Annotated in this window: 21 protein-coding genes; 7 read left to right on the forward strand and 14 right to left on the reverse strand. The window is 61.3% G+C overall.

What is annotated here, in order from left to right; all coding sequences use genetic code 11:
* Positions 1–11: 11 nt before the first annotated feature.
* Complete coding sequence (locus RLEG4DRAFT_RS16960) at positions 12–1,193, reverse strand: ROK family transcriptional regulator (RefSeq protein WP_003578496.1); 1,182 nt, start codon at positions 1,191–1,193, stop codon at positions 12–14.
* 355 nt (positions 1,194–1,548) lie between these two features.
* Between RLEG4DRAFT_RS16960 and RLEG4DRAFT_RS16965 the strand changes: the two genes are divergently transcribed.
* Positions 1,549–3,306, forward strand: coding sequence for a hypothetical protein (locus RLEG4DRAFT_RS16965; protein WP_003578497.1), 1,758 nt, complete (start codon positions 1,549–1,551; stop codon positions 3,304–3,306).
* 20 nt (positions 3,307–3,326) lie between these two features.
* Here the strand turns inward: RLEG4DRAFT_RS16965 and RLEG4DRAFT_RS16970 are convergent, their stop codons facing one another.
* Positions 3,327–3,941, reverse strand: coding sequence for a GNAT family N-acetyltransferase (locus RLEG4DRAFT_RS16970; protein ID WP_003578499.1), 615 nt, complete (start codon positions 3,939–3,941; stop codon positions 3,327–3,329).
* Between the two features lie 177 nt (positions 3,942–4,118).
* On the opposite strand from RLEG4DRAFT_RS16970, the gene RLEG4DRAFT_RS16975 reads away from it, so the two are divergent.
* From RLEG4DRAFT_RS16975 to RLEG4DRAFT_RS16985, 3 genes are all read left to right on the forward strand, one after another.
* Positions 4,119–5,453 carry an extracellular solute-binding protein gene (locus RLEG4DRAFT_RS16975; RefSeq protein WP_003578501.1) on the forward strand — a complete coding sequence of 445 codons (1,335 nt, stop codon included), beginning with the start codon at positions 4,119–4,121 and terminating at the stop codon, positions 5,451–5,453.
* 130 nt (positions 5,454–5,583) lie between these two features.
* Positions 5,584–6,477: a carbohydrate ABC transporter permease gene (locus RLEG4DRAFT_RS16980; protein ID WP_037094651.1), complete on the forward strand. Its 894-nt coding sequence runs from the start codon at positions 5,584–5,586 to the stop codon at positions 6,475–6,477.
* Positions 6,477–7,307, forward strand: coding sequence for a carbohydrate ABC transporter permease (locus RLEG4DRAFT_RS16985; protein ID WP_003578505.1), 831 nt, complete (start codon positions 6,477–6,479; stop codon positions 7,305–7,307). Before RLEG4DRAFT_RS16980 ends, RLEG4DRAFT_RS16985 begins: the two co-directional genes overlap by 1 nt.
* An 18-nt stretch (positions 7,308–7,325) precedes the next feature.
* Here the strand turns inward: RLEG4DRAFT_RS16985 and RLEG4DRAFT_RS16990 are convergent, their stop codons facing one another.
* Genes RLEG4DRAFT_RS16990 through RLEG4DRAFT_RS17005 form a run of 4 tightly spaced genes read right to left on the reverse strand, consistent with a single transcriptional unit; the run spans position 7,326 to position 11,923 of the window.
* A complete protein-coding gene (locus RLEG4DRAFT_RS16990) occupies positions 7,326–8,558 on the reverse strand; it encodes an O-antigen ligase family protein (RefSeq protein ID WP_003578506.1) in 1,233 nt (410 codons plus the stop codon).
* On the reverse strand, positions 8,555–10,120 hold the full coding sequence (locus RLEG4DRAFT_RS16995) for an undecaprenyl-phosphate glucose phosphotransferase (RefSeq protein WP_003578508.1): 1,566 nt from the start codon (positions 10,118–10,120) through the stop codon (positions 8,555–8,557). The genes RLEG4DRAFT_RS16990 and RLEG4DRAFT_RS16995 overlap by 4 nt, the downstream gene beginning before the upstream one ends.
* 54 nt (positions 10,121–10,174) lie before the next feature.
* A complete protein-coding gene (locus RLEG4DRAFT_RS17000) occupies positions 10,175–11,344 on the reverse strand; it encodes a glycosyltransferase family 4 protein (RefSeq protein WP_003578510.1) in 1,170 nt (389 codons plus the stop codon).
* Between the two features lie 3 nt (positions 11,345–11,347).
* Entirely contained in the window at positions 11,348–11,923 is a 576-nt protein-coding gene (locus RLEG4DRAFT_RS17005) for a polysaccharide biosynthesis/export family protein (RefSeq protein WP_003578512.1), read from the reverse strand.
* A gap of 191 nt (positions 11,924–12,114) precedes the next feature.
* Here RLEG4DRAFT_RS17005 and RLEG4DRAFT_RS17010 point away from each other — a divergent pair, with 191 nt between their 5' ends.
* A complete protein-coding gene (locus RLEG4DRAFT_RS17010; protein WP_003578514.1) occupies positions 12,115–14,289 on the forward strand; it encodes a GumC family protein in 2,175 nt (724 codons plus the stop codon).
* Positions 14,290–14,309: 20 nt separating this feature from the next.
* Here the strand turns inward: RLEG4DRAFT_RS17010 and RLEG4DRAFT_RS17015 are convergent, their stop codons facing one another.
* Together RLEG4DRAFT_RS17015 and RLEG4DRAFT_RS17020 are read right to left on the reverse strand one after the other, a co-directional pair.
* Positions 14,310–15,551: a GNAT family N-acetyltransferase gene (locus tag RLEG4DRAFT_RS17015; protein WP_003578516.1), complete on the reverse strand. Its 1,242-nt coding sequence runs from the start codon at positions 15,549–15,551 to the stop codon at positions 14,310–14,312.
* Positions 15,552–15,670: 119 nt separating this feature from the next.
* The gene (locus tag RLEG4DRAFT_RS17020) at positions 15,671–15,880 is read right to left on the reverse strand and encodes a DUF2842 domain-containing protein (protein WP_003578517.1); all 210 of its coding nucleotides are present in this window, start codon (positions 15,878–15,880) and stop codon (positions 15,671–15,673) included.
* Between the two features lie 115 nt (positions 15,881–15,995).
* On the opposite strand from RLEG4DRAFT_RS17020, the gene RLEG4DRAFT_RS17025 reads away from it, so the two are divergent.
* Entirely contained in the window at positions 15,996–17,099 is a 1,104-nt protein-coding gene (locus tag RLEG4DRAFT_RS17025) for a COX15/CtaA family protein (protein WP_003578519.1), read from the forward strand.
* A 30-nt stretch (positions 17,100–17,129) separates the two neighbouring features.
* Here RLEG4DRAFT_RS17025 and RLEG4DRAFT_RS17030 read toward each other — a convergent pair whose 3' ends face one another.
* From RLEG4DRAFT_RS17030 to cml, 4 genes are all read right to left on the reverse strand, one after another.
* Positions 17,130–17,921: a sulfite exporter TauE/SafE family protein gene (locus tag RLEG4DRAFT_RS17030; RefSeq protein WP_003578520.1), complete on the reverse strand. Its 792-nt coding sequence runs from the start codon at positions 17,919–17,921 to the stop codon at positions 17,130–17,132.
* Positions 17,922–17,925: 4 nt separating this feature from the next.
* Positions 17,926–18,858, reverse strand: coding sequence for an N-acetyl-gamma-glutamyl-phosphate reductase (gene argC, locus RLEG4DRAFT_RS17035; RefSeq protein ID WP_003578521.1), 933 nt, complete (start codon positions 18,856–18,858; stop codon positions 17,926–17,928).
* A gap of 58 nt (positions 18,859–18,916) precedes the next feature.
* Positions 18,917–19,879, reverse strand: a complete 963-nt coding sequence (speB, locus tag RLEG4DRAFT_RS17040) for an agmatinase (RefSeq protein ID WP_003578522.1) — start codon at positions 19,877–19,879, stop codon at positions 18,917–18,919.
* A 223-nt stretch (positions 19,880–20,102) separates the two neighbouring features.
* A complete protein-coding gene (gene cml, locus RLEG4DRAFT_RS17045; RefSeq protein WP_003578523.1) occupies positions 20,103–21,287 on the reverse strand; it encodes a CmlA/FloR family chloramphenicol efflux MFS transporter in 1,185 nt (394 codons plus the stop codon).
* Positions 21,288–21,642: 355 nt separating this feature from the next.
* Between cml and RLEG4DRAFT_RS17050 the strand changes: the two genes are divergently transcribed.
* Positions 21,643–23,610 (forward strand): acyltransferase family protein, encoded by a 1,968-nt coding sequence (locus RLEG4DRAFT_RS17050; RefSeq protein ID WP_003578524.1) that lies wholly within the window; start codon positions 21,643–21,645, stop codon positions 23,608–23,610.
* A gap of 324 nt (positions 23,611–23,934) precedes the next feature.
* On the opposite strand, the gene rpsI is transcribed toward RLEG4DRAFT_RS17050, so the two are convergent.
* Both rpsI and rplM read right to left on the reverse strand, forming a co-directional pair.
* Positions 23,935–24,402, reverse strand: a complete 468-nt coding sequence (gene rpsI, locus RLEG4DRAFT_RS17055) for a 30S ribosomal protein S9 (protein WP_003573972.1) — start codon at positions 24,400–24,402, stop codon at positions 23,935–23,937.
* A gap of 2 nt (positions 24,403–24,404) precedes the next feature.
* Positions 24,405–24,869, reverse strand: a complete 465-nt coding sequence (rplM, locus tag RLEG4DRAFT_RS17060) for a 50S ribosomal protein L13 (RefSeq protein ID WP_003573970.1) — start codon at positions 24,867–24,869, stop codon at positions 24,405–24,407.
* Positions 24,870–24,893: the final 24 nt, after the last annotated feature.

Below are 24,893 nucleotides of genomic sequence, written 5' to 3' on the forward strand. Positions count from 1 at the left end.
GGGGCGGGCCATCAAGCGTCCTTCAATTTCACGCCGAACAGATCGTCGTGCATGCGTTCGACCGCGACTCCCATGCCTCCCATCAGGGCGGCCCGATTGCCAAAGCAGCTGATCTCGATGCGCGGCGGATAAGGCGTGCACCGTGGCAGGAAACCGCGGATGGCGTTTACAAGTTCCGGTCTTGCGCCGATGCTGCCGCCGGTGATCACCAGTTCGGGATCGAGAGTCGCTCCGATCGCGGCAATGGCGAGCGCCACCAGCCTTGCCGTCTCTTCGATGGCGGCAACGGCGCTGGTCTCTCCCGCATTGAACGCGGCAAAGAGATCGGCCACGGTGGAGGCGTTGCGGCCGCCGAAACCGGTGTAGCGGCGTAACATCGCGACGCTGCCGACCACGCTCTCGAAGGTTCCAAGCGTAAACCCGCCGGGATCGAAAACATCTCCGCCGATCGGAAGATAGGCGATCTCGCCGGCCGCGCCATGCGCGCCGCGCAACAGAGCGCCATTGGCGATGATGCCCATGCCGACGCCCGTTCCAAGCGCGACGAAGGCAAAATTGTCGGTTTCGACGCCGTGTCCCCGCCATTTCTCCCCTTGTGCGGCGAGGTTGACGTCATTTTCGACGATCACCGGTATGCCCATTCTGTCGCTGAAGACCTGCCGCAGATTGATCGCGTCGATGCCGGGGATATTCGGCGCCACATTGATATGGCCGGTGGCCGGATCGAGCACGCCGGGGCTGCCCAGAACGACGAGACGGAGCTTGTCGGCGGTCGTTCCGGCAGCAAGCGCGAGTTCAGCGATAAGATCGCTGAACTGATTGACGAGATGCATTCCGCCGCGCGGGTCGGTGGCCGCTTTGGTTTCGGCAACGATGTTGCCCAACAGATCACAGATCGCCGCAGCGATCTTGGTGCCGCCGAGATCGATGGAGACGGCGAGACCCGCCCTGGCGTTGATTTCATAGGTAATCGCATTTCGGCCGGGGCGCCCATCGGTCTGGCCGACAGGTTGCAGCCATCCATCATCCTCGAGGTCGCGCACGACGTCGGAAATCGTCTGTTTCGACAGGCCGGTCAACTTGGCGATATCGGCACGGGAGATCGACCCGTTCGCCAACACGGTCCGGATCACGGCATGGGTTGAGATTTTTCGTGCGATGGGAGTCTGCGTGGCAGAGGGTGTCGGTGCCATCCGGCTAGCTCGTTCCAATTAGTTCGGAGCACATACCTAATTAAGAGCCGATATTGACCTGCAACGATTTGGAAAGGGCAGAGTGCGGTTCAACTTCGTCATCTTATTGGAGTTCAGTACACCCAAGGCGGCAATTTGTCTATGTCCTTGACAATCGGAAGGTCGCCTGTAGGCTCATATCAACGCGCAATGAATTGCGCGACGAAAGAGGGTCGAGGACAAGTATGCGCCACCCGCATCGTCTGGATAGCCGCGCGCTCGCCAAGGTCGCCCGAAGAGGAACCGGCCTCGGCTCGCCCCTCTCTTTTTCTCTTTCGCGTTCTGCAGTCGCTTCAACCGGGCTGGGGTTTTATCCATGATAAAGCCTTTGACCGATGGACAGCTTTCCGCCGAACAAGGCGTTTTACTGCCAGTCATGGCGCCACGCCTTCAGGCGGATGTTCATCCGGACGGATATGCCGATCTCGCTTTGTGGGGCGCCGGCAGTCTGGGGCGCGTGCGGTTTTCTGCCATCGTCGGCCCTTATACCTATGCGCCGAACCGACTGGTCTCCAGACAGGGCGGTATATTCGTCGCGCAGTCGCTGCCGGTGATGCTGATCAGCGGCGTCCGTCTTCAAGGCGTATATCCGGCGCGTCGTTGCGCCTGGTGGCATGAGCCGGTCGGGGAAGGCGCGAGGGTGCGGGTGACCCGGGACCAACACCGGCAGACTGCCGAAATGGGCTGGGGCGTGCTGATCGTGGACGTTCTCGGTGCCGATCTGCGGATTGCCGTCGGCGCCTCGAGAGACGAGGCTGAAAAAGCGCTTACCCTCACCAGCGAAGCGATCGTTGCCGAAGCCGGCGAATATGTCGCGCGTTGCGATCTGGCGCCCGACGCCGACCCGCTGATGCGCAGCATGGTCAGCCAGGGCACCCATGCCGCCCTTTCCAGCATCAGGCGCGACGAAAACGGCGCCTTCGCCGGTCTTGCCGCGGGGCAGGCCTATAGCGCTCCAGCCCGGACCTATTACCGCGATGGCTATTGGACGATGCAGCCGCTCCTGACGCTTGCACCGGAGGCGGTACGCGACGAGATCCGGTTGCTTGCCAAGGGGGTGCAGCCGGATGGAGAAGCCCCGAGCGGCGTGATCTTGACCGGGCCTGCGCAATCAGAGGCGTGGCAGCGCTTTGTCGAAGACAGCAAGGCCAATCCCAAAATCCATAAAAAGGCCGTTCCGGAATACCACAACCGTCCGCAAGACTGGTGGAGCGACCACTTCGACAGCCCGCTTTTCTTCATTCTTTTCATCGACGACTATTTCAACGCAACGAAGGACATGGCCGAGGTGCATGCGCACTGGCCGACGATCAGGGCAATTGCGGATCGCTATCTCGGCCTGGCCGGTCCTGACAGCGTTCTGCCGGTAAAACCGCGCAACGATCGGGACTGGGCCGACAACGTCTATCGCGAGGGTCTGGTCTCTTATGATCTCGGTCTTTTCGTCGGCGCCATGGATGCGGTGGCAAGGCTTGGCGACAGTCTTGATCCGACGCTTGCCGAACGCGCAGGCAAGACCGCACGTCTTGCCCGCGAGGAAATCGAGGCCAAGCTCTTCGTCCCGGCCACGGGTGGATATGTCGACTATGGAACGCCTGGCGCTTTTGTCGAGGATCATCTGGCCATCGACAGCCTGACCTTGTCGCGGTTCGGCGCAATTTCAAAACAGAAGTCCGTCGGCTTGCTGAGAGCCTTTGAAAGCCAACTGGAAACGCGTAACAATCAGGAGCAGCCCTATGGCAGCTGGGGTGTGATGTGCGCCTATCCGCCATTCAAGCGGCCAGGCGATCTGCGATCCAAGACGGCTTTTCCCTACCGCTACCACAATGGCTCGGACTGGCCGTATTGGGATGGCGCCTATGCCGAAGAACGCCTTCGCCACGGACTTGGCGGGGCGCGCTACGCCCTGACGCGCTGGTGGGAAACCTGCCTCGACAATGGCTGGATCGGTGCGGTGGAATATTTCTCGCCGCCGTACGGGCGCGGCTCCCTGCTTCAGGGCTGGAGTGCCATGCCGGCAGCGGTCGTTTTGAAATATGGGCTTGACGCCGCAAATGCGGAGCCAATCTCATGAACATGACGGCTCGGTCGGTTCTAGTCAGATCCCTTATCGAGCCGCATGGCGAAGGCGACGGAGCCATCGCGTTCAAGTTCGGAAAAGCCAAGATGACGGTAGAAACCCCTGGCGCGTTCGTTGTTTGGATCGACACCGAGATGCACCGCTGCGACCCCGTGATTGCGGAGCGCTTCAAGCTCGGTGCTGATCATCCTGCGTCCCCAGCCACCGGCCTGAAGTCCGGGAAGAATGTTGATGTGAAGATGCGCCGGGTAGTCGTCTTCAAGCCACGTCGTTCCGTCGCGCGGATTTTGAATTCGTTCGATCGCGTCGGCATCGCGCGGAAGGGTGGCTGTCAGATCGGCGATCTGCTGGCGGACGAACGGCCACCAGTTTGCTTCCAGGTCGTTGTCGAACCGCCTCGTATCAGGCACCCCGACGACATAACCGACCGGCCGGTTGCCCTGAACCAGAACAAAGGCAAAGTCTCTGGCGAATTTGAGATAGGGTACCGACCAGATGTATCCGGGCAGATGCGGGTCGCTGTAAAGCGCGCTGGCATCCTCGCCGCCATTGGCAGTTTTCAGGCAGATGTCGAAAAGAGCGTCGATATCGGCTTCAATCGCCGGGCGGATGAAGCAGTTGCTGTCCATCGCTTTGCCACCTCCTGCGTGGCGCTTTGTCATTCTGGATCGCGAGAGGGGCCGATGCACTGACGATTACCTCAGATTCGCCGACCAGGCAAAGCTCTGGGGGAAGAAAACGTTCGGCCGGCGCCAGGTGCGAGGCTCGGACGGGGAGTGGAGAATAAACCAAATGAGGTGGAGCAGATGAAAAGAACCGTGAAATCGATCAGCATACTGCCGGCATACCGATTGAAAGCAGCTGTCGCGCTTGCCGGCGCGGCGCTTGTGAGCTTCGGTCTTTCCGCCGCCCGGGCCGATGATCTGGCCGTGTGGGATGACCAGACCTTTGAAGGCCAGAGCGCGGTCATCGAGCAACTGAACAAGGAGTTCGAAGCCGCCCATCCCGGTGTCACGATCAAACGCACTGCGCGCACCTTCGATGACATGAAGCTGACGCTGAAGCTTGCAGTTTCGGCAGGCGATGGCCCCGTGATCACCAAGGTCAACCAGGGCGCCGGCGACATGGGCGCGATGGTCAAGGAAGGGTTGCTCCTGCCGGTTGACGAGTACATCCAGAAATATGGCTGGGATAAACGACAGTCGGATTCCGTGCTTGCCAGAGACCGCTGGGAGGGGACTAAATTCGGGGTCGGCAAAACCTACGGCATATCGGGTCTCGGCGAGATCGTCGGCCTTTACTACAATAAGAAGATCCTCGACGAAGCGGGGGTGGCGCTGCCAAAGACCTTCGAGGAGCTTTTGGCCGATCTCGACAAGCTGAAGGAAAAAGGCGTTGCGCCCTTCATGATGGGCTCCGCCAAGCAGCATCTTGCCCTGCACATGATCGGCGCCATCGATCAAGCGCATATCGACGCGTCCAATCGCGCCGAGCTTGACGACCTGATCTACGGCAAGGGCGGCTCCTGGAACACCAAGGGGAACATCGAATCGGCCAAACTCGTGCAGCAATGGGCACAGGGCGGCTATTTCTACCCCGGCTTCGAAGGCATCTCGGGTGACGACGCCGTCCAGCTTTTCATTTCCGGGCAGGGCGCATTCCTGATCTCCGGAACCTGGTACTTCGGCGACATGCAAAACAATCCGGACATCGGCTTCATGGCCATTCCCGCGCCGAAGGGTGTCGCCAAACCCATGAGCGTCGGCGGTGTGGATCTGGCCTGGGCGATCACGAGCCTTGCCAAAGACAAGGCGAAGCAGGACCTGGCCGGCGAGTACATCGACTATATGGTGTCTGAAAAGGCGGCTGAAAGCTGGGCCGCGGCAGGTTATCTTCCTGCAACATCGCTGCCGGCGGATGCAAAGCCCAAGCTCACGCCGCTGCTGACCTCCGGCATCGAGATGTGGAAGACACTCAACGCCAACGATGCGCTCGGCCATTACCCCGACTGGTCGAGCCCGACGATGCTGAAGACAATCGACGACAACACGCCCCTTCTATTGTCCGGCAAAATCACGCCCGAAGCCTTTGTCGATGCCATGGACAAGGACTATCAGGCCTATTTGAAGGATAAGAAATAAGAAGTGCGGACGCCGGTCACGACCGATCACTTAGCGGTCCGACCGGCGTCCTACCATCAAGTTAAAATGAGCGCTGCGAACTCACGGCTTGCTGCGCGATGACCAGAGCTTTGGCTTCATGGGGTACTGGATGAAACGCTCCGCACTGGATGGCTCGCAACAGACCAATTTCATCTATTTATTGCCTGGATTGCTGCTTTATACGGCTTTTGTCTTTGGCCCGATTGTCGCGGCCTGGGGTTTGAGCCTGACCAGCTGGGACGGCTTGACCATGCCCAGATGGGTTGGCCTCGGCAATTACGCCGATCTCTTTTCCGACAGCCGTTTTTACATTGCCTTGCGCAACAATGCCGAGCTGATGATCTTCTACTGCGTCCTGCCGCTCGTGCTCGGCATAACGCTTGCCGCCTGTGTGTGGAATCTGAAGCAACGCGAGCAGCTAGCCCTCAGAACATTCCTGTTCCTGCCTTACATCATGCCGACCGCCGTGTTGGGCATCATCTGGGCATGGCTCTACAATCCTGCATTCGGCCCGTTCAACCAGTTTCTGAGAGCGGTCGGATTGGGCAGGTTCGCATTGCCCTGGCTTGGCGATTTCAATTTTGTCCTTCCCGCGGTCGGGATCGTCGCCACATGGTATTTCTTCGGTTTTTGCATGGTCATCTTCCTCACCGGAATTCAGCGCATCGACCCGTCCCTTTTCGACGCTGCCAAGGTCGACGGCGCGTCGGGGCGTAAGACCTTCTTCTGGATAACGCTGCCGCTTCTCATGCCTGAGATCAGGGTGGTCTTGCTTCTGACGGTCATAGCCTCGATCAAAAGCTTCGACCTGATTTTCACGATGACCCGCGGTGGACCCGCCAACGCGACGCTCGTGCCGAATATTTACATGTATCAGCTCGGCTTCGAGCTCAATCGGTTCGGCGCTGCGGCCGCCATCGCCATTGTCGGCGCCTTGCTGACTTTCGCAATCAACTATGCAATTCACCGGCTGGTGGGCTCAAGAAGCAAAGGATTGGCTTGATGGGCCGCTCGTCGAATATCCCCGCCGCGCTCTTCCTTCGCATTGTGCTGTGGCTTCTTGCCTTAGTAACGATCACCCCGTTCCTGCTCCTGCTGCTGACCTCGATAAAGAGCAAGGCTGACGTTCTGAAAGGCGCATTCGCCCTTCCGGCCTATCCGCATTTTGAAAATTATGTCGATGCCTGGAATGCCGGACATTTCAACATTTACTTCTGGAATTCGATCGTCGTCGTCATCCCCGTTGTCGCCACAAGCGTCTTCTTGGGTCTGCTGACCGGTTTTGCCTTTGCCTACCTGTCATTTCCGCTCCGGCGCACGCTGTTCGCGATCCTGACGCTCGGCATGATGGTGCCGGCCGAGGCCTTCATCATCCCGCTTTATTATGAAATGCGCTATCTTGGGCTGATCAACACCTATGCGGCTCTCATTGTGCCGCAGATCGCGATGTCGATCCCGTTCTCAACGATCTTCCTCGCCAGTGCCATGCAGCAATTGCCGGAGGAGGTTCTCGAAGCGGCCGTCCTCGATGGCGCCGGACGCTTCTATATCCTGCGCAAGATCGTTATCCCGCTGATGATACCGGCAATGTCGACGCTGGCGCTGTTCCTGTTCATCTGGACGTGGAACGAGTTTCTCATTCCGTTCATTCTGGTCAATGACGACGCCTATCGGACGCTGCCGCTCGGCATGCTGTTTTTCCAGGGGCGTTACACCGTCAACACGCCGGTTCTGACCGCCGGCGCGGTGATTGTGATTTTCCCGCTCATTCTGACCTATCTGGTTTTCCAACGGCGGTTTATTGCCGGTTTGACGGCAGGCGCGACGAAATAGACAGCGACGTGCTGAGCGCTATGACTTCCGGCCGCGTTTGTGACGCACCTCAAGCGCGGCGCAGCCCCAGACCGTGCCGAGCAGCAGATAGACATGGCGCCAGTGGTCGATGTCGATGACGTTGCCGATCGTCGCATGGCCGAGGACCGAGATCCAGGCGATCATCAGGAAGGGCTGCCATGGCCGGTCGAGCAGCAGGTATCGGAAGCCGAGAGCGAGCGTCCAGACAAGCATGCCGACATAGCTGACGAAACCGATCCAGCCATAGGTGGTGAGTGATTTCAGCCAGATATTGTGCTCGTCCTCGGGAAACATCGTGCCGAACACCAGCGGGCCGATGCCAAGCGGCCGCTCCATCATCATGGTGAAGCCGATCCGGTGGCGCTCGAAGCGGCCGAGATGCTCGCCGTCATACTGCTGCACCAGTTGAGCGCGCGCCGAAAACAGTTCGGCGACCTTCGGGATCTGCAACGCCACCAGCAGCGAGGCGACCAACATGATGATCGCGGCCAGCGACAGCACCAGCACTCTCAGGCGAAAGGCGCCGCTGCGCTCCTTCAGCAGCATGATGAAGATCAACAGCACCACGCCGAGGGCGAAGAGCCCCCAGGCAGCGCGGGAAAAGGACAGGAAGATGCCGAGCGCAAGCACCAGCAGGGCGGCAGCCTTCAACGGCGATTTCTTCAGGTCGCCGGCGAGGATGCCGTGGACCAGATAGAGCGACGGCGGCACCAGGAAGGGGCCGAAGACGTTCGGGTCCTGGAAGGCGCCCTTGGCACGGTCATAGAGCGTGAAGATCTCAGCGCCCGGAAAGGCGTGGAAATAACCGAGTATCCCGAGCGCTGATGTGGCGACGGCGGCAAAGGTCCAGGCGTTGAAGATCAGCGGCAACCGCTTGTGGCTGTCCTCGATGATCGCGGCGTAGAAGACCGCCGTCAGCGCCAGGAAGGTCGACACGGCGATGTACATCGGCCCGGTCGCCAGATCCTTCATCTGTGTCAGCGACAGAATGCCGCCTATGTTGAAGGTGAGCAGCAGGGCAAGCAGCGGTGCGACGCCGCGCGAAATCCTGAGGCCCAGGATGAACCAGAGGCCGATCAGTCCCGCCATCCAGAGTTCGTAGGGCGCCGGCTCGTCGATCACGAAACCGGAGAGGAAGACGCCGAAGGCGACGAAAGCCGAGCCGATCAGGCGCAGCGTCATTCGCTGCGGTTGGGCGACACGGGGATATGTCGCCGCGGTCGCGCTCAATAGGCGTTTTCCGTGTTGAGCAGCCGGATCGGCGTCAGGAACAGGATCTTGAGATCGAACCAGAGCGACCAGTTCTCGATGTAATAGAGGTCGTAGGCCGTGCGGAACTTGATCTTCTCGTCATTGTCCACCTCGCCGCGCCAGCCGTTGATCTGCGCCCAGCCGGTGACGCCGGGCTTGACGCGGTGACGGGCGAAATACCCCTCGACGACATCGGAAAAGGCGCGATCGCGGGCCTGGGCGAGCACGGCATGCGGGCGCGGGCCGACCAGCGAAAGTTCGCCTCTCAGCACGTTGAAAAGCTGCGGCAATTCGTCAATCGAGCTCTTGCGGATGATGCGGCCGACGCGGGTGACGCGCGGATCGGCCTTGGTCACTGCGGCCTTGCCTGTGGGGTCGGCCATATTGGTGTACATCGAGCGGAATTTGAAGACGTTGATGATTTCGTTGTTGAAGCCATGCCGCTTCTGCATGAAGAACACAGGGCCTTCGGAGGTCGCCTTGATGGCGATCGCCGTCGCCACCATCACCGGCCAGAGCAGCGCCAGCGCGACCAGGGTGAAGAAGATATCGAAGCCGCGTTTGGCAACCGAATCCCAGTCGCGGATCGGCATCTTGAAAATGTCGAGCATCGGCACTGAGCCGACATGGGAATAGGCGCGCGGCCGGAAGCGCAGCCGATTGGCATGCGCGGCAAGGCGGATGTCGACCGGCAGAACCCAGAGTTTCTTCAAGAGGTCGTAGATGCGCGCCTCGGCCGAAAGCGGCAGGGCGATGATCAGCATGTCGATGCGCGTCAGCCGCACGAATTCGACCAGTTCGGCCACAGTGCCAAGCTTCGGATAGCCGGCGACCATGATCGGCGAGCGCTTTTCGCCGCGATCGTCGAAGATGCCGCAGATGCGGATGTCGTTGTCATCCTGCTGTTCGAGGATGCGGATCAGCTCCTTGGCCGGCTCGCCGCCGCCGACGATGACGGCGCGGCGCTCCATGATGCCGTTGCGCGCCCAGTTGCGGATGCCGTAGGCGACGAGGAAACGCTCGGCCGCAAGGAAGAGCGCACCGGCCGCAAACCAGGGCATGTAGGCGTCGACGACCATCGCCCATGTGCTGCCGCGAACCAGCGCGAACAGACCGACGGTCAGGAGAAGCGCGATCGTCCACGACGCCAGGATGCGCGGGATAAACCGCAGTTTGGCCCGAAGCGCCGGAATGGTATAGGTGTCGGCAAGCTGCAGGCCGATGACGGTGAAGGCCGAGGCGATCGTCGCCATGCCGGCCCGCACCAGCGATGAATCGTAGCCGTCGCCGGGCCAAAAATAGTGGGCGATCAGGGCGATCGCGAAGAGCGCCAGAAATTCCAGCAGCCGCAATTGCCCGATAATGATCACAGGCGATTTGGTTCCGTCGCGGAATTGTTCGGCGATCTGCCGGGCATAGGGGTTGATTTCGGTCGGGTCGGACGGTTTTTCCTGACCCGCGTCGCCGCGCGCCTCGATGTCGGAGACCTGCTTGCGCAGTGCTTCCACGTCGAATTGATCGCCTTTTTCCAGCTTGTTCATGGGGCTTTCGCTCGTTGTCACCCAGCGAGATAGCAGAAAGCCCCTAAGAAATATTTACGGGGCGGCGGGCATTGCGCGGCCGTCGGCCGGATCGACGAGCTCATGGTATAATTTTAGGACATCGCGCGCCATGACGGCGGAGGAAAACACCGCCTTCACCGCCTCTGGCTTCGGCATCGTCCTGGCGTGCCAGTCGGGCGTGCTCAGCGTTTCCGCCATGACGCGGGCGAGATCGTCGGAATTGCCGGCCTCCACGAGGGCTGCGCTGTCGGCGCCGAGCACCTCGGGAATGCCGCCGACTCGGCTGGCGATGATCGTCTTGCCGGCGCCTAGCCCCTCGAGCACGATATAGGGCATGGCTTCGGCGCGCGAGGGAACGACGAGGTTCTGCGCCATCGAGAAGGCTTCGTGGACGCGCATCGCCGGCAGCATGCCGATGCGTTTGCCGAGGCCGCGTTCGACCATCATCTCGCGGTAGCGGTCGCGATCCGGTCCGTCGCCGATCATCAGCGCCGACAGCGGCCTGCCGAGCAACCGTTCGGTCTTGGCGAAGGCATCGACAAACAGATCGGGACCCTTGAGGTCCCGGAGCATGCCCACATAGATGAAATGCACGGCATCCGACCGGGTGGGGATCGGCTCGAAATCGCGCTCGGCGATGCCGTTGTAGATCAGTCTCGTTTTCGTCCGCGGCTTACCCACCTTGCGCGCATAGGTGTCGCGCTCGTATTCGCAGATGAAAACCAGCGCATCGGTGAAATATTCCTGCAGGCGCTCCATCCGGAGGACGAATTGTCCACCGAGCGAGGAACGCGAATAATGCAGGCTTCCGCCATGCGCGGTATAGAGGCGGGCTACGCGATACCTGTTCACCCGCAACGCTGAGCCGGCAAGTCGCGCGAGCACGCCGCCCTTGGCGCCGTGTCCGTGCAGCACATCCGGCCGCAAACTTTTGATTTTCTTGTATGTATCCCACATCGTCGCAATGTCGGACGGGCTGATCGAACGCCGGATCGGCACGCGTGTCAAGCCGAGCGAGAGATAGGGGCGAATATCGTCGAACAGGCTGTCTTCATAGTCGCCGCCGGTCGAGCTGTCGCAGAGGATGCCGATATGATGACCGGCCCTGCTGTGCTCCTCGACGAGATCGCGGACATGGCGGAAAATTCCGCCGACCGGCGATCTGAAGCAGTGGAGAATGCGGAGCGGTTTCTGTTCAGCCATCGCTCAGAACAGCCGTTCGCGAACGTAGATCGTGTCGCCGGCGATGATCGGCCCCGATATGTTGATGCGGCCGGTCAGCACCTGTCCGTTGATCTTGCGGGTGACGTCGACCATGCTTTGGTTGGCGCGGCTGGTAAAGCCGCCGGCAACCGCGATGGCATTCTGCACCGTCATACCGGGGACATAGGCATACTGGCCGGGCTGGCCGACTTCACCCATGAGGAAGATCGAACGGTAGCGATCGACATCGATGGTGACGTCGGGATCGCGAAGATAGCCCTGCTTGAGTTTCTGGGCGATCTGCCCGGAGAGCTGCTGCAGGGTGCGGCCGCGGGCAGGGACCTGGCCGATGAGCGGGAAGGCGATATAGCCGGCCTGATCCACCGTATAGGTGTTGGTCAGGCTCTGCTGGTCGAAAACGGTGACGCGCAACCGGTCGCCGCTATCAAGCGTATAGGGCTGGATGGTCGCCTCGTTAAAGGCTTTCGGCGCCGGTTTGTACGTCGTGCAACCGCCCAATGCCGCCGTCACGGCTGCAAGGCTCAGGGCTAGAAGGATCTTGGGCTGGACGACAGACATCCGTTAGTGCTCACAGAAAATGAACTCGGTAGAGCCGTTATCGATCCGTTAGGGTTAATGCCCGGTAAAGGCCGCTTGCAATTTCCCGCGTTCCTTCGCCGACTGCTGCTCATTACTCGGCAAGATTACCATTAACCGTTGAGTTACCATGGTCGTTTACGCTTGCGGCACCTTTGTTGTGGAGTAAGAGCATGTCCGGCGTAGCGCGTGATCAGGATGTGGACATCGACCTCGGCCAGCTGGTCCGCGCCGTCTGGGCGCGCCGTCTGCGGATTTTGACCATTACCCTCATAGGGGCGGGTGTCGCCTTTGCCGGCGCCAAGATCATGTCGCCGCAATATCGCAGCGAAACACGCATCCTGATCGAACCCCGCGCGCCCGCCTTCGCCAGCACCCAGCAGGTCAACGACGCCGGCGCCGGCCCGCTGATGGATGAACTGAATATCGCCAGCCAGGTGCAGCTGCTGCAGTCGGCCGATCTCCTCAAGAAGGTCATCAACGACCTGAAGCTTTATAACTTGCCGGAATTCGACGACGCCGCCAACGGCTCGGCCATGGCGAGTATCCTGGTGAAGCTGCACCTGAAGAAGAACCCGATGGAGAACCCGCCGGAAGAGCGGGTGATCGACGCCTTCGTTGAACGCCTGCAGGTCTACCAGGTGCCGGGTTCACGCGTCATCGGCATCAGTTTCACCTCGAAAGACCCGAAGCTCGCTGCCGCCATTCCGAACGCCATGGCGAATGTCTATCTTTCGACCCAGAGCGGCGCCAAGCTCGATTCCAATTCCGAGGCGACACGCTGGCTGGAGCCGGAGATCGACGGCCTGCGCCGCAAGGTCAGCGAAGCCGAGAAGAAGGTTGCCGAATACCGCACCTCCCATGGGCTGCTGCAGACCAACGGCACCACCACCTTTCCGGCCCAGCAGCTGAACGACATCTCCGCCGAACTGACCCGCGTGCGCGGCGACAAGGCCAATGCCGAGGCGAGGGCGCAGGCGGTGCGCAATGCGCTGTCTTCGGGCGAGGCCTCCGATACGCTGCCCGACATCATGTCCTCCCAGGCGATCCAGCGGCTGAAGGCGACGGAATCCGGCTTGCAGTCGCAAATATCAGATCTGCAGACCAGCCTTCTCAACAATCATCCGCGGCTGAAAAGCCTGCGCGCCCAGCTCGCCGATATCCGGAGCCAGATCCGCCAGGAGACGCAGAAGATCCTGACGAGCATCGAGAACGAGTCCAAGGTCGCGGATCTCCGCGCAAGCGAACTCGAGCGCCAGTCGGACACGGTGCAGGCCAACAGCGCCCGCGCCGGCGAGGACGAGGTCGGATTGAATGCGCTGGAGCGCGAGGCCACCGCCCAGCGCCAGCTGCTCGAAACCTATCTGGTGCGTTACCGCGAGGCGGCGTCCCGCGCTGACAGCAATTCGAGCCCGGCCGACGCCCGGATCGTTTCCAAGGCCATCGAGCCGGTCGATCCCTATTTCCCGAAGGTGGTGCCGATCGTCGTCGTCGCTGCCGTCGCGACATTCATCCTGAGCGCCATCGTCACCATGCTGGCCGAACTTTTCAGCGGCCGGGCGCTCCGTCCCGTCGGTGTATCCCGTGAGACGATCGAGGCGGAAACCCTCGTCGAGGAGAGGGATGCGCCGCAGGCCGCTCCGGTTGTCGCCGCCGTCAGAAAGCCCATCCAGCCGAGCATGCTCGCCATCGTCGGCGATGAAGACGGAAAGCACGCGATCGAAGACACGGAGGCCGCCGAGCAGCCGCCGGAGAACGACAATGAATTCTCCGTCGCCTCCGTTGCGGATTATCTCACGACCAGCCGCGCGCCGCTCGCCATCGCGATATCTCCGACTGGTGACAATGGCTCGGCGGCAACGGTTTTGCTGACCCGCATGCTCGCCGATGCCGGCCGCCGCGTCATCCTGGTCGACATGACCGGTTCCGGCTACCCCACGGAACTGATGGCCGAGGACCAGGCCGCTCCGGGCGTCACCGATCTGCTATGCGGCGAGGCCGCCTTCGGCGACACGATCCACAGCGATCGTCTTTCCGACGCCCATCTGATCCCCCAGGGCCAGAGCGACGTCCGCCGGGCCATGCGCGGTGTCGACCGGCTATCGCTGTTGTTCGATGCGCTTGCCGCTGCCTATGACCTCGTGGTGGTCGAATGCGGTTCGGCCGATGTCGCCGGCGTCTCGCGGCTGACGCGCAGCCGCGATGTCGAGATCATCCTTTCGCTGCCTGAGGTCGAGGAGACGATCTTCGTGGCTCTGATGACGGAATTCCAGGCTGCGGGCTACGAGCGCGTCGTGCTGATGTCGGGCGGTGATGGGTCCGAACAGATGCTCGGTCAGGCGGCATAAAAGCGTAACGCTTTAATCGCTTAGCCGAACCGTGCGCGGATGCTCTGGGCGAATTTGTAAAGCTTCGGGCGCGCCTTGATATGCGCCTTGCCTCGAGTGACGATCCGGTGCGCCGTACCAGCGACGGTGCCGAGCAGCGAGACCGGCAGCACTACGTCGTAATGCGCGGTCTCCACCGGCGCCCAGGACCGTTTGTAGGTTTGGTCGCCGAGGCCGAAATCGAACAGCGCGATACCCTTGCCATGCAGTCCGGAGATGGTCTGCCAATAGAGGAATTCGCCGGGGCTGGTATCCGGCACGAGCTCTTCATCGATCGCGCCGAACTGGCAGATGATGTGGTCGCCCTTGCGCGAAATCCCTGAAATCGCGGCGATCTGCTCTTCGTTCCCGCCGTTGAGCCGCAGCACATGCATCTGCAGCCCGAAATACTCCCTGCCGTCATCCCGTTTGTCGATGAGGCCGTGCAGGAAAGCCTGCGTTTCCCCGTCGGCGAAGACGTCGGGCAGGCCGAGGCTGGTGAAGCGGGCGCTCTTCAGGCGGAAGAAGACATCGAGCAGACGGTGCTGTTCTTCCGATGTCTCGGGGATAACATATTCGACGCCGCCGGCCGCCTCGAGACGTTTCGACTGAACACGGAATTTCTTCCGCCGGTTCTTGGCGTTGAGCTGCTTCAACGTCTCCTCGAAGCTGGCGAGGAACGGCAGCTGATAGGCATGGTTCTGGTTCTGCACCATCGGCAGCCCCGCAAGCGGGCTCTGACGCCCGCGCCATTCCAGCGGAATGTTCTGCAGCAGCAGCAGATCGGCGCGGCCCTTCAGCGCCTGCTGGAGCCGGCCGGCGAAGTCATGAGGATCGATGCTCCCTCCGGTTTCAGCAAAGCCTTCCGAGAACAACCCGGTATTGATGTTGCTATGATCGGCGGCGATGAATTTTGCGACGGCAAACCCACGGGACTTGACGATTTCGACCGGCAGAATGAAAGCCGTCTCGCCTGCATAGGTGCCTTTGAGGATCGCCAGCGGCCGCTGAAAGGCGCTCACCCAGGCGGTGCACCAGTCGTAACTCTGATGCAATGACTGCAGATTGTCGCGCTCCAGCGCCCGCCAGTCTTTCTCCAACGGCTGCATTGTGTCGAAGACTTCGATATTAATTTCGGCCATGGCGAGTTTCATGCTCAGCTGACGCAGGCGCGAAATGGCGGTTTGGGCCAGCGCCCCGTCCTCCGACGGCTGTTCATGAACATCGAGCTTTTGCGTCTGCACGGCTTTTCTCCGGTCAAGAATGCTGAACGGGAAGGTAGGAATGCAGGACGTATATTTGGTTTATTCACACGCGACCGGCGAGGTTTTCCGCCGATCACGGTTATTCGGCCGTTAATGGCCTATTGCTGCCGCGGCCCGGCCATCCATTTGATGATCACCATCGCCGGCAAGACCCAGAGCAGGCCGGTAAGCAGGAAATAGAGCAGGTGCCCCCACCAGGGCGCGTTGCCGAGGGTTGCCACCGCGATCGTATTCGCCACCAGCGCATAGACGAGCACGAGCACGATGATGAGGATCGTGCCGATGAATTTGCGGAGGCGAATGGGCATCAATTATCTCTCGGCAGGGACGGGGCGGACCGGCGCGACGGCATGCCGCAAAGGTTCGGGGCTTGTTTTGCATGAGCCGGTGGGGCAAATCAACTGCCGGATAGAAGGAGACATCATGGCCGTCGCAAACCCGACCACGGAACAGGCGATTCTGAGCGAAGTGCGCAAGCAGAACCGCGACCGCCGCGCCCTGCGCTTCTGGCTTGGTTTCGTGCTCTTGTCGCTCTTCTGTCTGGTGCTCGTCGGCGGCGCCACGCGGTTGACCAATTCCGGCCTGTCGATCACCGAGTGGAAGCCGATCCACGGCGTCATCCCGCCGCTGTCGGCAGCCGAATGGGACGAGGAATTCCGCCTCTATCAGCGCATTCCCGAATTTCAGCAATTGAACAGTTCCATGACTGTCGATGAGTTCAAGGGCATTTTCTGGTGGGAATGGGCGCACCGGCTGATCGCCCGCGGCATCGGCGTGATTTTCGCGCTGCCTCTGCTGTATTTCTGGCTGACGGGGCGGATCGAAAAGCGCCTGCGCTGGCCGCTCGTCGGCATCCTGGCGCTTGGCGGCCTGCAGGGTTTCATCGGCTGGTGGATGGTGTCCTCGGGCCTCTCCGTCCGCACCGACGTCAGCCAGTACCGGCTGGCGACGCATCTGGTCATGGCCTGCCTGATCTTTGCCGGCTGCATGTGGATCATGCGCGGGCTCTCACCACATTCCAACGATCCGGCGCCGGCCCGCAGCTCGCGCGGTTTTGCTGCCGCGATCGCCGTTTTCGCGCTGTTCCAGATCTATCTCGGCGCGCTGGTGGCAGGGCTCGATGCCGGTTTTTCCTACAATACCTGGCCGCTGATGGACGGCGCCGTCATCCCGTCGGATCTGCTGATCCAGCAGCCCTTCTGGATCAATGTCTTCGAGAACCCGAAGACGGTGCAGTTCATCCACCGCATCGGCGCCTATACGCTCTTTGCATTGACGTTGATCAACATGGTGATCGCCCTTCGCGCCGCGCCCTGGACCACCCATGCCCGCCGCGCCGTCGTGCTCTTTGCGCTGGTGACGTTGCAGGCGGCGATCGGCATCGCCACGCTGCTGATGCAGGTGCCACTTCACTGGGGCCTGCTGCATCAGGCCGGCGCCCTGGTGGTTTTCGGTTTCGCCGTCGCCAATTGGCGTGGCTTCTACGGCGAATATCCGCACGAGACGATGCTCGCCGAGCACGATTGAAACGGGCCCCTCGGCCTGGCGTAACAGCGTCTAACGCAGCACCCCATCGAGCAGCGGCATGCCGATGATTGCGGCGGCGGCGATCAAGATGTAGCAGGCGATTCGGAAGGTCCGTTCCTCGGCGAGCCCGAACAGTTTCGAGCCGCCGTAGAGCCCGAGCGCATAACTCGGCAAGATGACGGCGGTCAGCGCGAAGACGGCAGGCACGAACAGTCCACCGATATAATAGCTGATGGCGCTGAAGACCGACGAGATCGAGAAATAGAGCACGACATTCGCCCTGACGCGGGTGAAATCGCTCTTGCCGCCAAGCCAGTAGGCGACAACAGGCGGTCCGCCGAGCTGCGCGGCGCCGCTGAAAAGCCCGGCGATCAGGCCGATACCGCTGCTGAGCGGTGCCGACGGCGCGCCGTGGTAGCGCCATCCCGATACCAGAAGGGCAAGCAGGCTGATGGCGATGATGGTGATGCTCCAGCGTAGGAGCAGCGGGTCGAGCAGCGCCAGCATCGCCGTTCCGGCCGGCACGCCGAGGGCCGCACCCGCCGCCATGACGAAGACCTCGGGCCGGTTGGCGCCGCGCCAGGCGGGCGGGATCATGCCCAATGTGGCAATGCCGTCGATGACGAGCAGGATCGGCGAAACCAGCTTCGGCCCGACGATCGCGCCGGCGAGCGGAATGAAGATCAATGCGGCGCCGAAACCCGAAAAGCCGCGGGCGAGCCCGGCGATGAAGGCAAACGCCATCAGCGCATAGATCCCACGGTCGGGCAGGGCGGCGGCAAACCAGGCGTGCACGCCGGCGATAAGCGCATCGAGCGTCATGATGTCAGGAGGCGAGCATCAGGTCCATGTTCTGCACGGCGGCACCTGAGGCGCCCTTGCCGAGATTGTCGAGCAGCGCCACCAGATTGACCTGCGAAGCGCCAGGCGTGCCGAAGACGAAGAGCTTCATCGTGTCCTTGCCTTCGAGTTCGACGGCGTTGACACGGGGCAGCGCCTTGCTTTCGGCGAGCGGCACGACTGTGACGATATCCTGGCCGGCATAATGGGCGGCGAGGGCGGCATGGATGCTTTCCATTGTCGTCCCCTCGGCAAGATCATCGAGATGCAGCGGCACCTGCACGATCATGCCCTGTGCGAACTTGCCGACCGACGGCGAGAAGATCGGCGCGCGGTCGAGCAGACCGTGCACGGTCATTTCAGGCACATGTTTATGGGTGAGCGGCAGGCCGTAGAGAAAATGCGGCGCGGTGATCGCATCCGGGTGATCCGGGTTTTCCATCTGCGCGATCATCTGCTTGCCGCCGCCGGTATAACCGGAGACCGCGTTGACCGTCACCGGATAACCATCCGGCAGGATGCCGGCGGCGCGCAGCGGCCGGATGAGACCGATCGCGCCTGTGGGGTAGCAGCCGGGATTGGCGACGAAACGGGCGGCCTTGATCCTGTCGGCCTGTGCGCCGTCCATTTCGGCAAAGCCATAGGCCCAGCCGGGATTGACGCGAAAGGCGGTCGAGGTGTCGATGACGCGCACATTGTTGTTGCCCGAAACCATCTGAACCGCTTCCTTCGACGCGTCGTCCGGCAGGCAGAGAATGGCGATGTCGGCGCCGTTCAGCATGTCCTCGCGCATGGCGGCGTTGCGCCGCTCGGCCTCGGGAATGGACAGAAGCTCGACATCCCGGCGGCCGGCCATGCGCGTGCGGATCTGCAGACCCGTCGTGCCGTGTTCGCCGTCGATGAAGATTTTCGGTGCCATGTTAACCTGCGCTTTCAATGGGTTCAGAAGGTTTCCGGATTCACTTTGAGATGATAAGTCAGCCTTGTGACACGGCGATGGCGCGTCGCTCGGCATGAAGGCCCAGCATATACATCGCCACTGTTGCCCCTGCAATGGCGGTGATATCGGCATGGTCGTAGGGCGGCGACACCTCGACGACATCGGCGCCGCGGATATCGAGCTGGTGCAGGCGCTGCAGCACCGAGAGGATCTTGGCGCTCGACGGTCCGCCGGCGACCGGCGTGCCGGTGCCCGGCGCAAAGGCCGGATCGAGGCAATCGATATCGAAGGTGAGATAGGAGGGGGCGCCGCGTGTATGCGAGATGATCGCCGAGGCGATGTCGCCGGCGCTCATCTCCTCGACCTGATGACCGTAGAGGATATTGACGCCGTAATCCTCCGGCGCATGGGTGCGGATGCCGATCTGGATCGAGCGGTCGGGATCGATGATGCCTTCGCGGACGGCCCGGGCCACGAAGGAGCCGTGGTCGATGCGCCGGTCTTCGTCGAACCAGGTGTCCTGGTGTGCGTCGAACTGCACGAGCGCAAGCGGCCCATGTTTTGCCGCATGGGCTTTCAGCAGCGGCCAGGTGACATAGTGATCGCCGCCGAGCGTCAGCAGGAAGGCGCCGCTGTCGAGGATGACATTCGCCTGGCGTTCGATGGCACCGGGCGTATCCTGATGATTGCCGTAGTCGAGCAGGCAATCGCCGTAGTCGATCACCGCCATCTCGGCGAAGAGATCGCGGTTGAACGGATATTGCGGATCATTGTCGAAGATCGCCGAGGCGCGCCGGATCGCCTGTGGCCCGAAGCGCGTGCCCGGCCTGTTCGAGGTTGCCGCATCGAAGGGAATGCCCCAGACGGCAACGTCGACACCGGCGAGCTCCTTGGTGAAGCGGCGGCGCATGAAGGACAGCGCTCCGGCAAAGGTCGGGTCGCCGGCGGCGGAGGTAAGGCTGGTCGCCGTGAAGGCGTGGTCAATCGATCTGTTCGCCAAGTCATGCTCCTTTTTTCGGGTCGCAGAACCACGGTCGCGTTCGATGCGGACGCTGCATTGCATAACGCCGTTCGACACTAGGTGTCGGACGGCGGGTCTGGGCGAGGAATTGGCGGATCCGCTCGCGCGCAGCAAGGGGTAGGCGAGGCGCGCGCAGATTTCAAGCAATCGTTGGATGACGGCCGCTCGTCCTCGTCGAGCGGCCGCCCTTCCCGTCTGCCGGTCAGGCCGGTTCCTGCAGGGACCACAATCCGGAAAGCGTCGTCAGCGCGGTCACACAGACATAGCCGACGAGTGGCCAGGCGCTGTCGCCGCCGAGCAGAAGCACGAAAACGGTTCCGGCAAAGCCGACGATGATGCTTTGGACGCAAGAATAGAGCGCGACCGCCGTTCCTGCCGTTTCGCCCAAGGCGTCGAGTGCGCCGTTGGCGGTGACAGCCGTCGAAAGGACGATGCCGATCGCGATGATCCACATCGGTACGACGAAGCTGAGAAACGAAGGCTGCAGAAACAACTCGCCAAAGGCAAGCAGCACGGCGCCGGCAAGCAACATTGCCATGCCTCTGGCAAGGCTGCCCGCAATGCCCCAGCGCATGACGAAGCCGCTGGCGAACCGCGCCGTCACGATCATCACCAGCGCCACCGTGGCAAAGACGAGGCTGAAGCCCATGCCGGAGAAGCCGGCTTTATCGATCAGGATGCGGGGCGCCGTCGAGAAGAAGACGAAGAAGGCGCCCATCGCCGCGCTGAAGCCTGATGTATAGACCCAGAAGGGAAAGCTGGTGAGGATCGGGCGGAGCGCGATCCTCGCGGTGGTGGCGGGGCGGGTTTCATGCCAGCGCATGCCGGCGCTGAAAAGAGCGGCAATCGAAAGGATGCCTATGATCAGGAAGATGGCGCGCCAGCCGAAGTGATCGGCGATCAAGGCTCCGGCGATCGGGCCCAATGCAGGCACGAAGGAGAGGATAGAGCCGAGAAGGCCATAGATCGTGCTGCTTTCGGGACGCCCGGCATAGACGTCACGCACTGTTGCGAAAGTGGCGACGAGGGCCGCCGACGCGCCGATGGCCTGCAGCAATCTCAACACCACGAAGAGCGGCGCTGACGAGGCGGCGGCAAGCAGGACGGAGGAAACGGCAAAGAGTGCTGTCCCTCCGATGAGGACGGGCCGTCGTCCGACAACATCGGAAATCGGGCCAAAGACTATCTGCCCGGCGCCGAGCACCAGCATGTAGAGGCTGAGGGTCAGTTGGATGACGGACGGCGAGGTGCCGAGCGCCTCCGGCATGACCGGCACAACCGGCAGATAGATATCCATGGCAAGGGAGGCCAGGATGTCGAAAGGCGCCATCAACGCCAAGGTTGCCGGCACCGAATAGGTCCAGCGATGAATTTTGGGATAAGACATGGGAAAGAACCAGCTCAAATGATTTCATTCGGCGGCGATCTGTCTTCTCATCGGTATCTCGATTGGCCGGACAGACGCCGCAACAACAGGGCAGAGTTGTTGCGGCCTATTTGTCTGCGGACTTGGTTGTTCCCATCATGCGCCCTTGACTGCGGCTCCGCTCGTTCCCGGAAGCGCTTTACCCCTTCCTAGCAATGTAGCCGTGGTTCGGCAACAGCTGCGTAAAATCTGTGGTTTAGCCAAATTTTTTCTAAAAGTCAGACTTGCATAAAATCTGACGACTCCCTATGCGAGGCCGGGTTGCAGATTCGCTCCTGATAGCCGGCACGAGCATTGTATTTTTGGGAATAACTAAGTGATTTACCGAAGAGAGATTGACGGCCTGCGGGCGGCCGCGGTGATGCCCGTTATTCTGTTTCATGCGGGCTTCAGTTTCTTCAGCGGCGGCTTCATCGGTGTCGACGTTTTTTTCGTGATCAGCGGCTTTCTGATCACGATCATTCTTGAGGAGATGCGCAACGGCACTTTCTCATTGGCGGCATTCTATGAGCGCCGCGCCCGCCGGCTGCTGCCGGCCCTGTTTCTCGTCGTCCTGTGCTGTCTGCCCTTCGCCTGGTTATGGGTCATGCCGGAGGAGTTTCGCGCCTTCTCCGACAGCCTGATCGCCACCAGTCTTTCCGGCGCCAATTTCCTGTTCTGGTTCAAGAGCGGCTATTTCGCGCCGGAGGCCGGAGAAGTACCGCTGCTCCACATCTGGAGCCTCGCCGTCGAAGAGCAGTATTACATGTTCTTTCCGCTGCTCGTCCTATTCATGTGGAAGCGCAGGCCGAGCTGGCTCTTTGCAGTCCTGGTTGCGACCGCCTGTGCCAGCCTTGCCTACAGCGAGTGGGCGTCCCGGGTCTTTCCCTCGGCCAATTTCTATTTCCTGCCCTCGCGGGCCTGGGAGTTTCTGGCCGGGTCGATCTGCAGCTTGGTGCAGTTGAAGGGGCAGAAGCGCGGCAGCGATCCGTTGTCACTCCTTGGATTCGGCATGATCGCCTTTTCCGTCTTCTATTTCGACGAAACCTCGCCCATTCCCTCCACGCTCGCCCTGGTTCCCGTGGTTGGCGCGATGCTCGTGCTGCTCTTTGCACGGCAGGGAACCTTTGTGGCGGCCCTGCTTTCGACCCGCGCCTTCACCGTGGTCGGGCAGATCAGTTACAGCGCCTATCTCTGGCACCAGCCGCTTTTTGCCTTTGCGCGTATCCGCAGCATCGACCCGCCCTCGCTTGCCGTGATGGGCGCGCTCGCCTGCCTTTCTCTTGTGCTCGCATATGGCTCCTGGCATTTCGTCGAGCAGCCGTTCCGCAGGGGCGAGCGCCGACTGCTGCCGTCGACCCGCAGCCTGGTCGCATCGGTATCGCTGGTGCTCGCAGCCTTCATCGCCTTCGGCCTTTACGGCCACGATACGCGCGGCATTCCATGGCGGCTGCCGGCGCCGATCAAGGAATTCATGGCGGACAATGACTGGAGCAAGACCTGCCTTCTCGAGGGCTCGTCGGGCTGGGATGCGATGCCGATTGAGGATTGCATATTCAACGGCAGCCACGCAGAGACATACGCCATCCTCGGAGATTCCCTGGCATCGTCGCTGACGCCGGCGCTGGCCAAGCGTCTGGACAGCATGAATATCGGCCTGCAGCAGATCACGCACAGCTTCTGTACGCCGGTTACCGACGTCTCGATGGTCCCTCACCAGGCACGAGACTGCGGCGCCTTCAACGCTGCTGCGATCGACTATCTCGTCAAGAGCAAGGTGAAAACGGTCTTTCTCGCCGCCTCCTGGAAGATCTTTTTCGAGCAGTCGCGCTATAGGTTCAACGGCGAGGAAGTCGCGACATCAGACGCGGGGCAGAGGTTGAGGGATGCGTTCGACAAAACCGTCGGCACGCTGACATCGGCCGGCATCCGCGTCGTTATCGTCTATCCGCATCCACGCGGCGACACCGAGATCGCCGCCAAGGTCGCAAAACTGATGCACAAAGGCACGCCCGCGCCGACAATCACGATCGCTGAGGATGATTTTCTCCAGCAATCGTCGCCTTCCTACGCCTATCTCAACCACCCCAAGGACAGGCATGTCCTGCGCGTTGATCCGGCGAAGATTTTCTGCGGAATAGAGACGGGCCGATGCGACCTGGCGCGGGAAGGCAAGACGTTCATTTCCGACAAGGTGCATTTCACCCCGGCGGGTGCGGAAGCCGTCGTTGACGAAATCCTGGTCGCTCTCAGGCGAGACGAGATGACGGATGGGAACGGCATGGCAGCGCTCTCTTCCGACTGACGCACCTCGCCCCGAAGAACGATAGCGGACTTGTCACGAAAGCGCAGATCCGCTCTCGTCTTTTGTTTTTACGCAATTCCCGGCAAAAGCGCTCGCGCTTTGCCTTGGCAAACCGCTTCGGGTTTTGCCTGGGAAAAGCGCTTCGCACTCTTCGTGGAATTGCTCTAAGCGCGTCGCAATCTTTCCGACGCGTCGCTTCTGCTTTTGCTTGACGCACGCGGTTACCGCAGCACTGCCGTGGTTCTGCCCTTTTAGCAAAAACCGATGGCACAACAAAAAAGGCCGGGTTGCCCCGGCCTTTGTAATCTCGTCTGTCCGAAGCGATTAACGCTTGGAGAACTGGAAGGAGCGGCGGGCCTTTGCCTTGCCGTACTTCTTGCGTTCGACGACGCGGCTGTCGCGGGTCAGGAAGCCACCCTTCTTCAGCACCGAGCGCAGGCCCGGTTCGAAGTAGGTGAGCGCCTTGGACAGGCCGTGGCGAACGGCACCGGCCTGGCCGGACAGACCGCCGCCGGCGACGGTAGCGATGATGTCGAACTGGCCGTCACGGGCAGCCGCAACGATCGGCTGACGCAGGATCATCTGCAGCACCGGACGAGCGAAATATTCCGCGAATTCCTTGCCGTTGACGATGATCTTGCCGGAGCCCGGCTTGACCCAGACGCGGGCGACGGCGTTCTTGCGCTTGCCGGTCGCGTAGGAGCGGCCGAGCGAATCGACCTTGCGGACGTGAGCCGGAGCAGCAGCTTCGGAAACCGTGCCGAGATCCTTCAGGGAGGAGAGGTCAGCCATGATCAGGCGCTCCTTACATTCTTTTTGTTGAGCACGGCAACGTCGAGGGCGACCGGCTGCTGGGCTTCATGGGGATGGTTGGAGCCGGCGTAGACGCGCAGGTTCTTCATCTGGCGACGGCCGAGCGGGCCACGCGGAACCATGCGTTCGACGGCCTTTTCGAGGACGCGCTCCGGGAAGCGGCCTTCGATAATCTGGCGTGCGGTGCGTTCCTTGATGCCGCCGGCAAAACCGGTGTGCCAGTAGTAAACCTTGTCGGAATACTTCTTGCCGGTGAAAACGACCTTGTCGGCATTGATGACGATGACGTTGTCGCCGTCGTCAACGTGAGGCGTGAAGGTTGCCTTGTGCTTGCCGCGCAGGCGCATAGCGATGATGGAAGCGAGACGGCCAACGACCAGCCCTTCGGCGTCGATGATCACCCACTTCTTCTCCACCTCTGCAGGCTTCTGGGAGAAGGTTGCCATAGTGAATACTCTCTTTTGAGACCC

The organism is Rhizobium leguminosarum bv. trifolii WSM2297 (genome assembly GCF_000271845.1).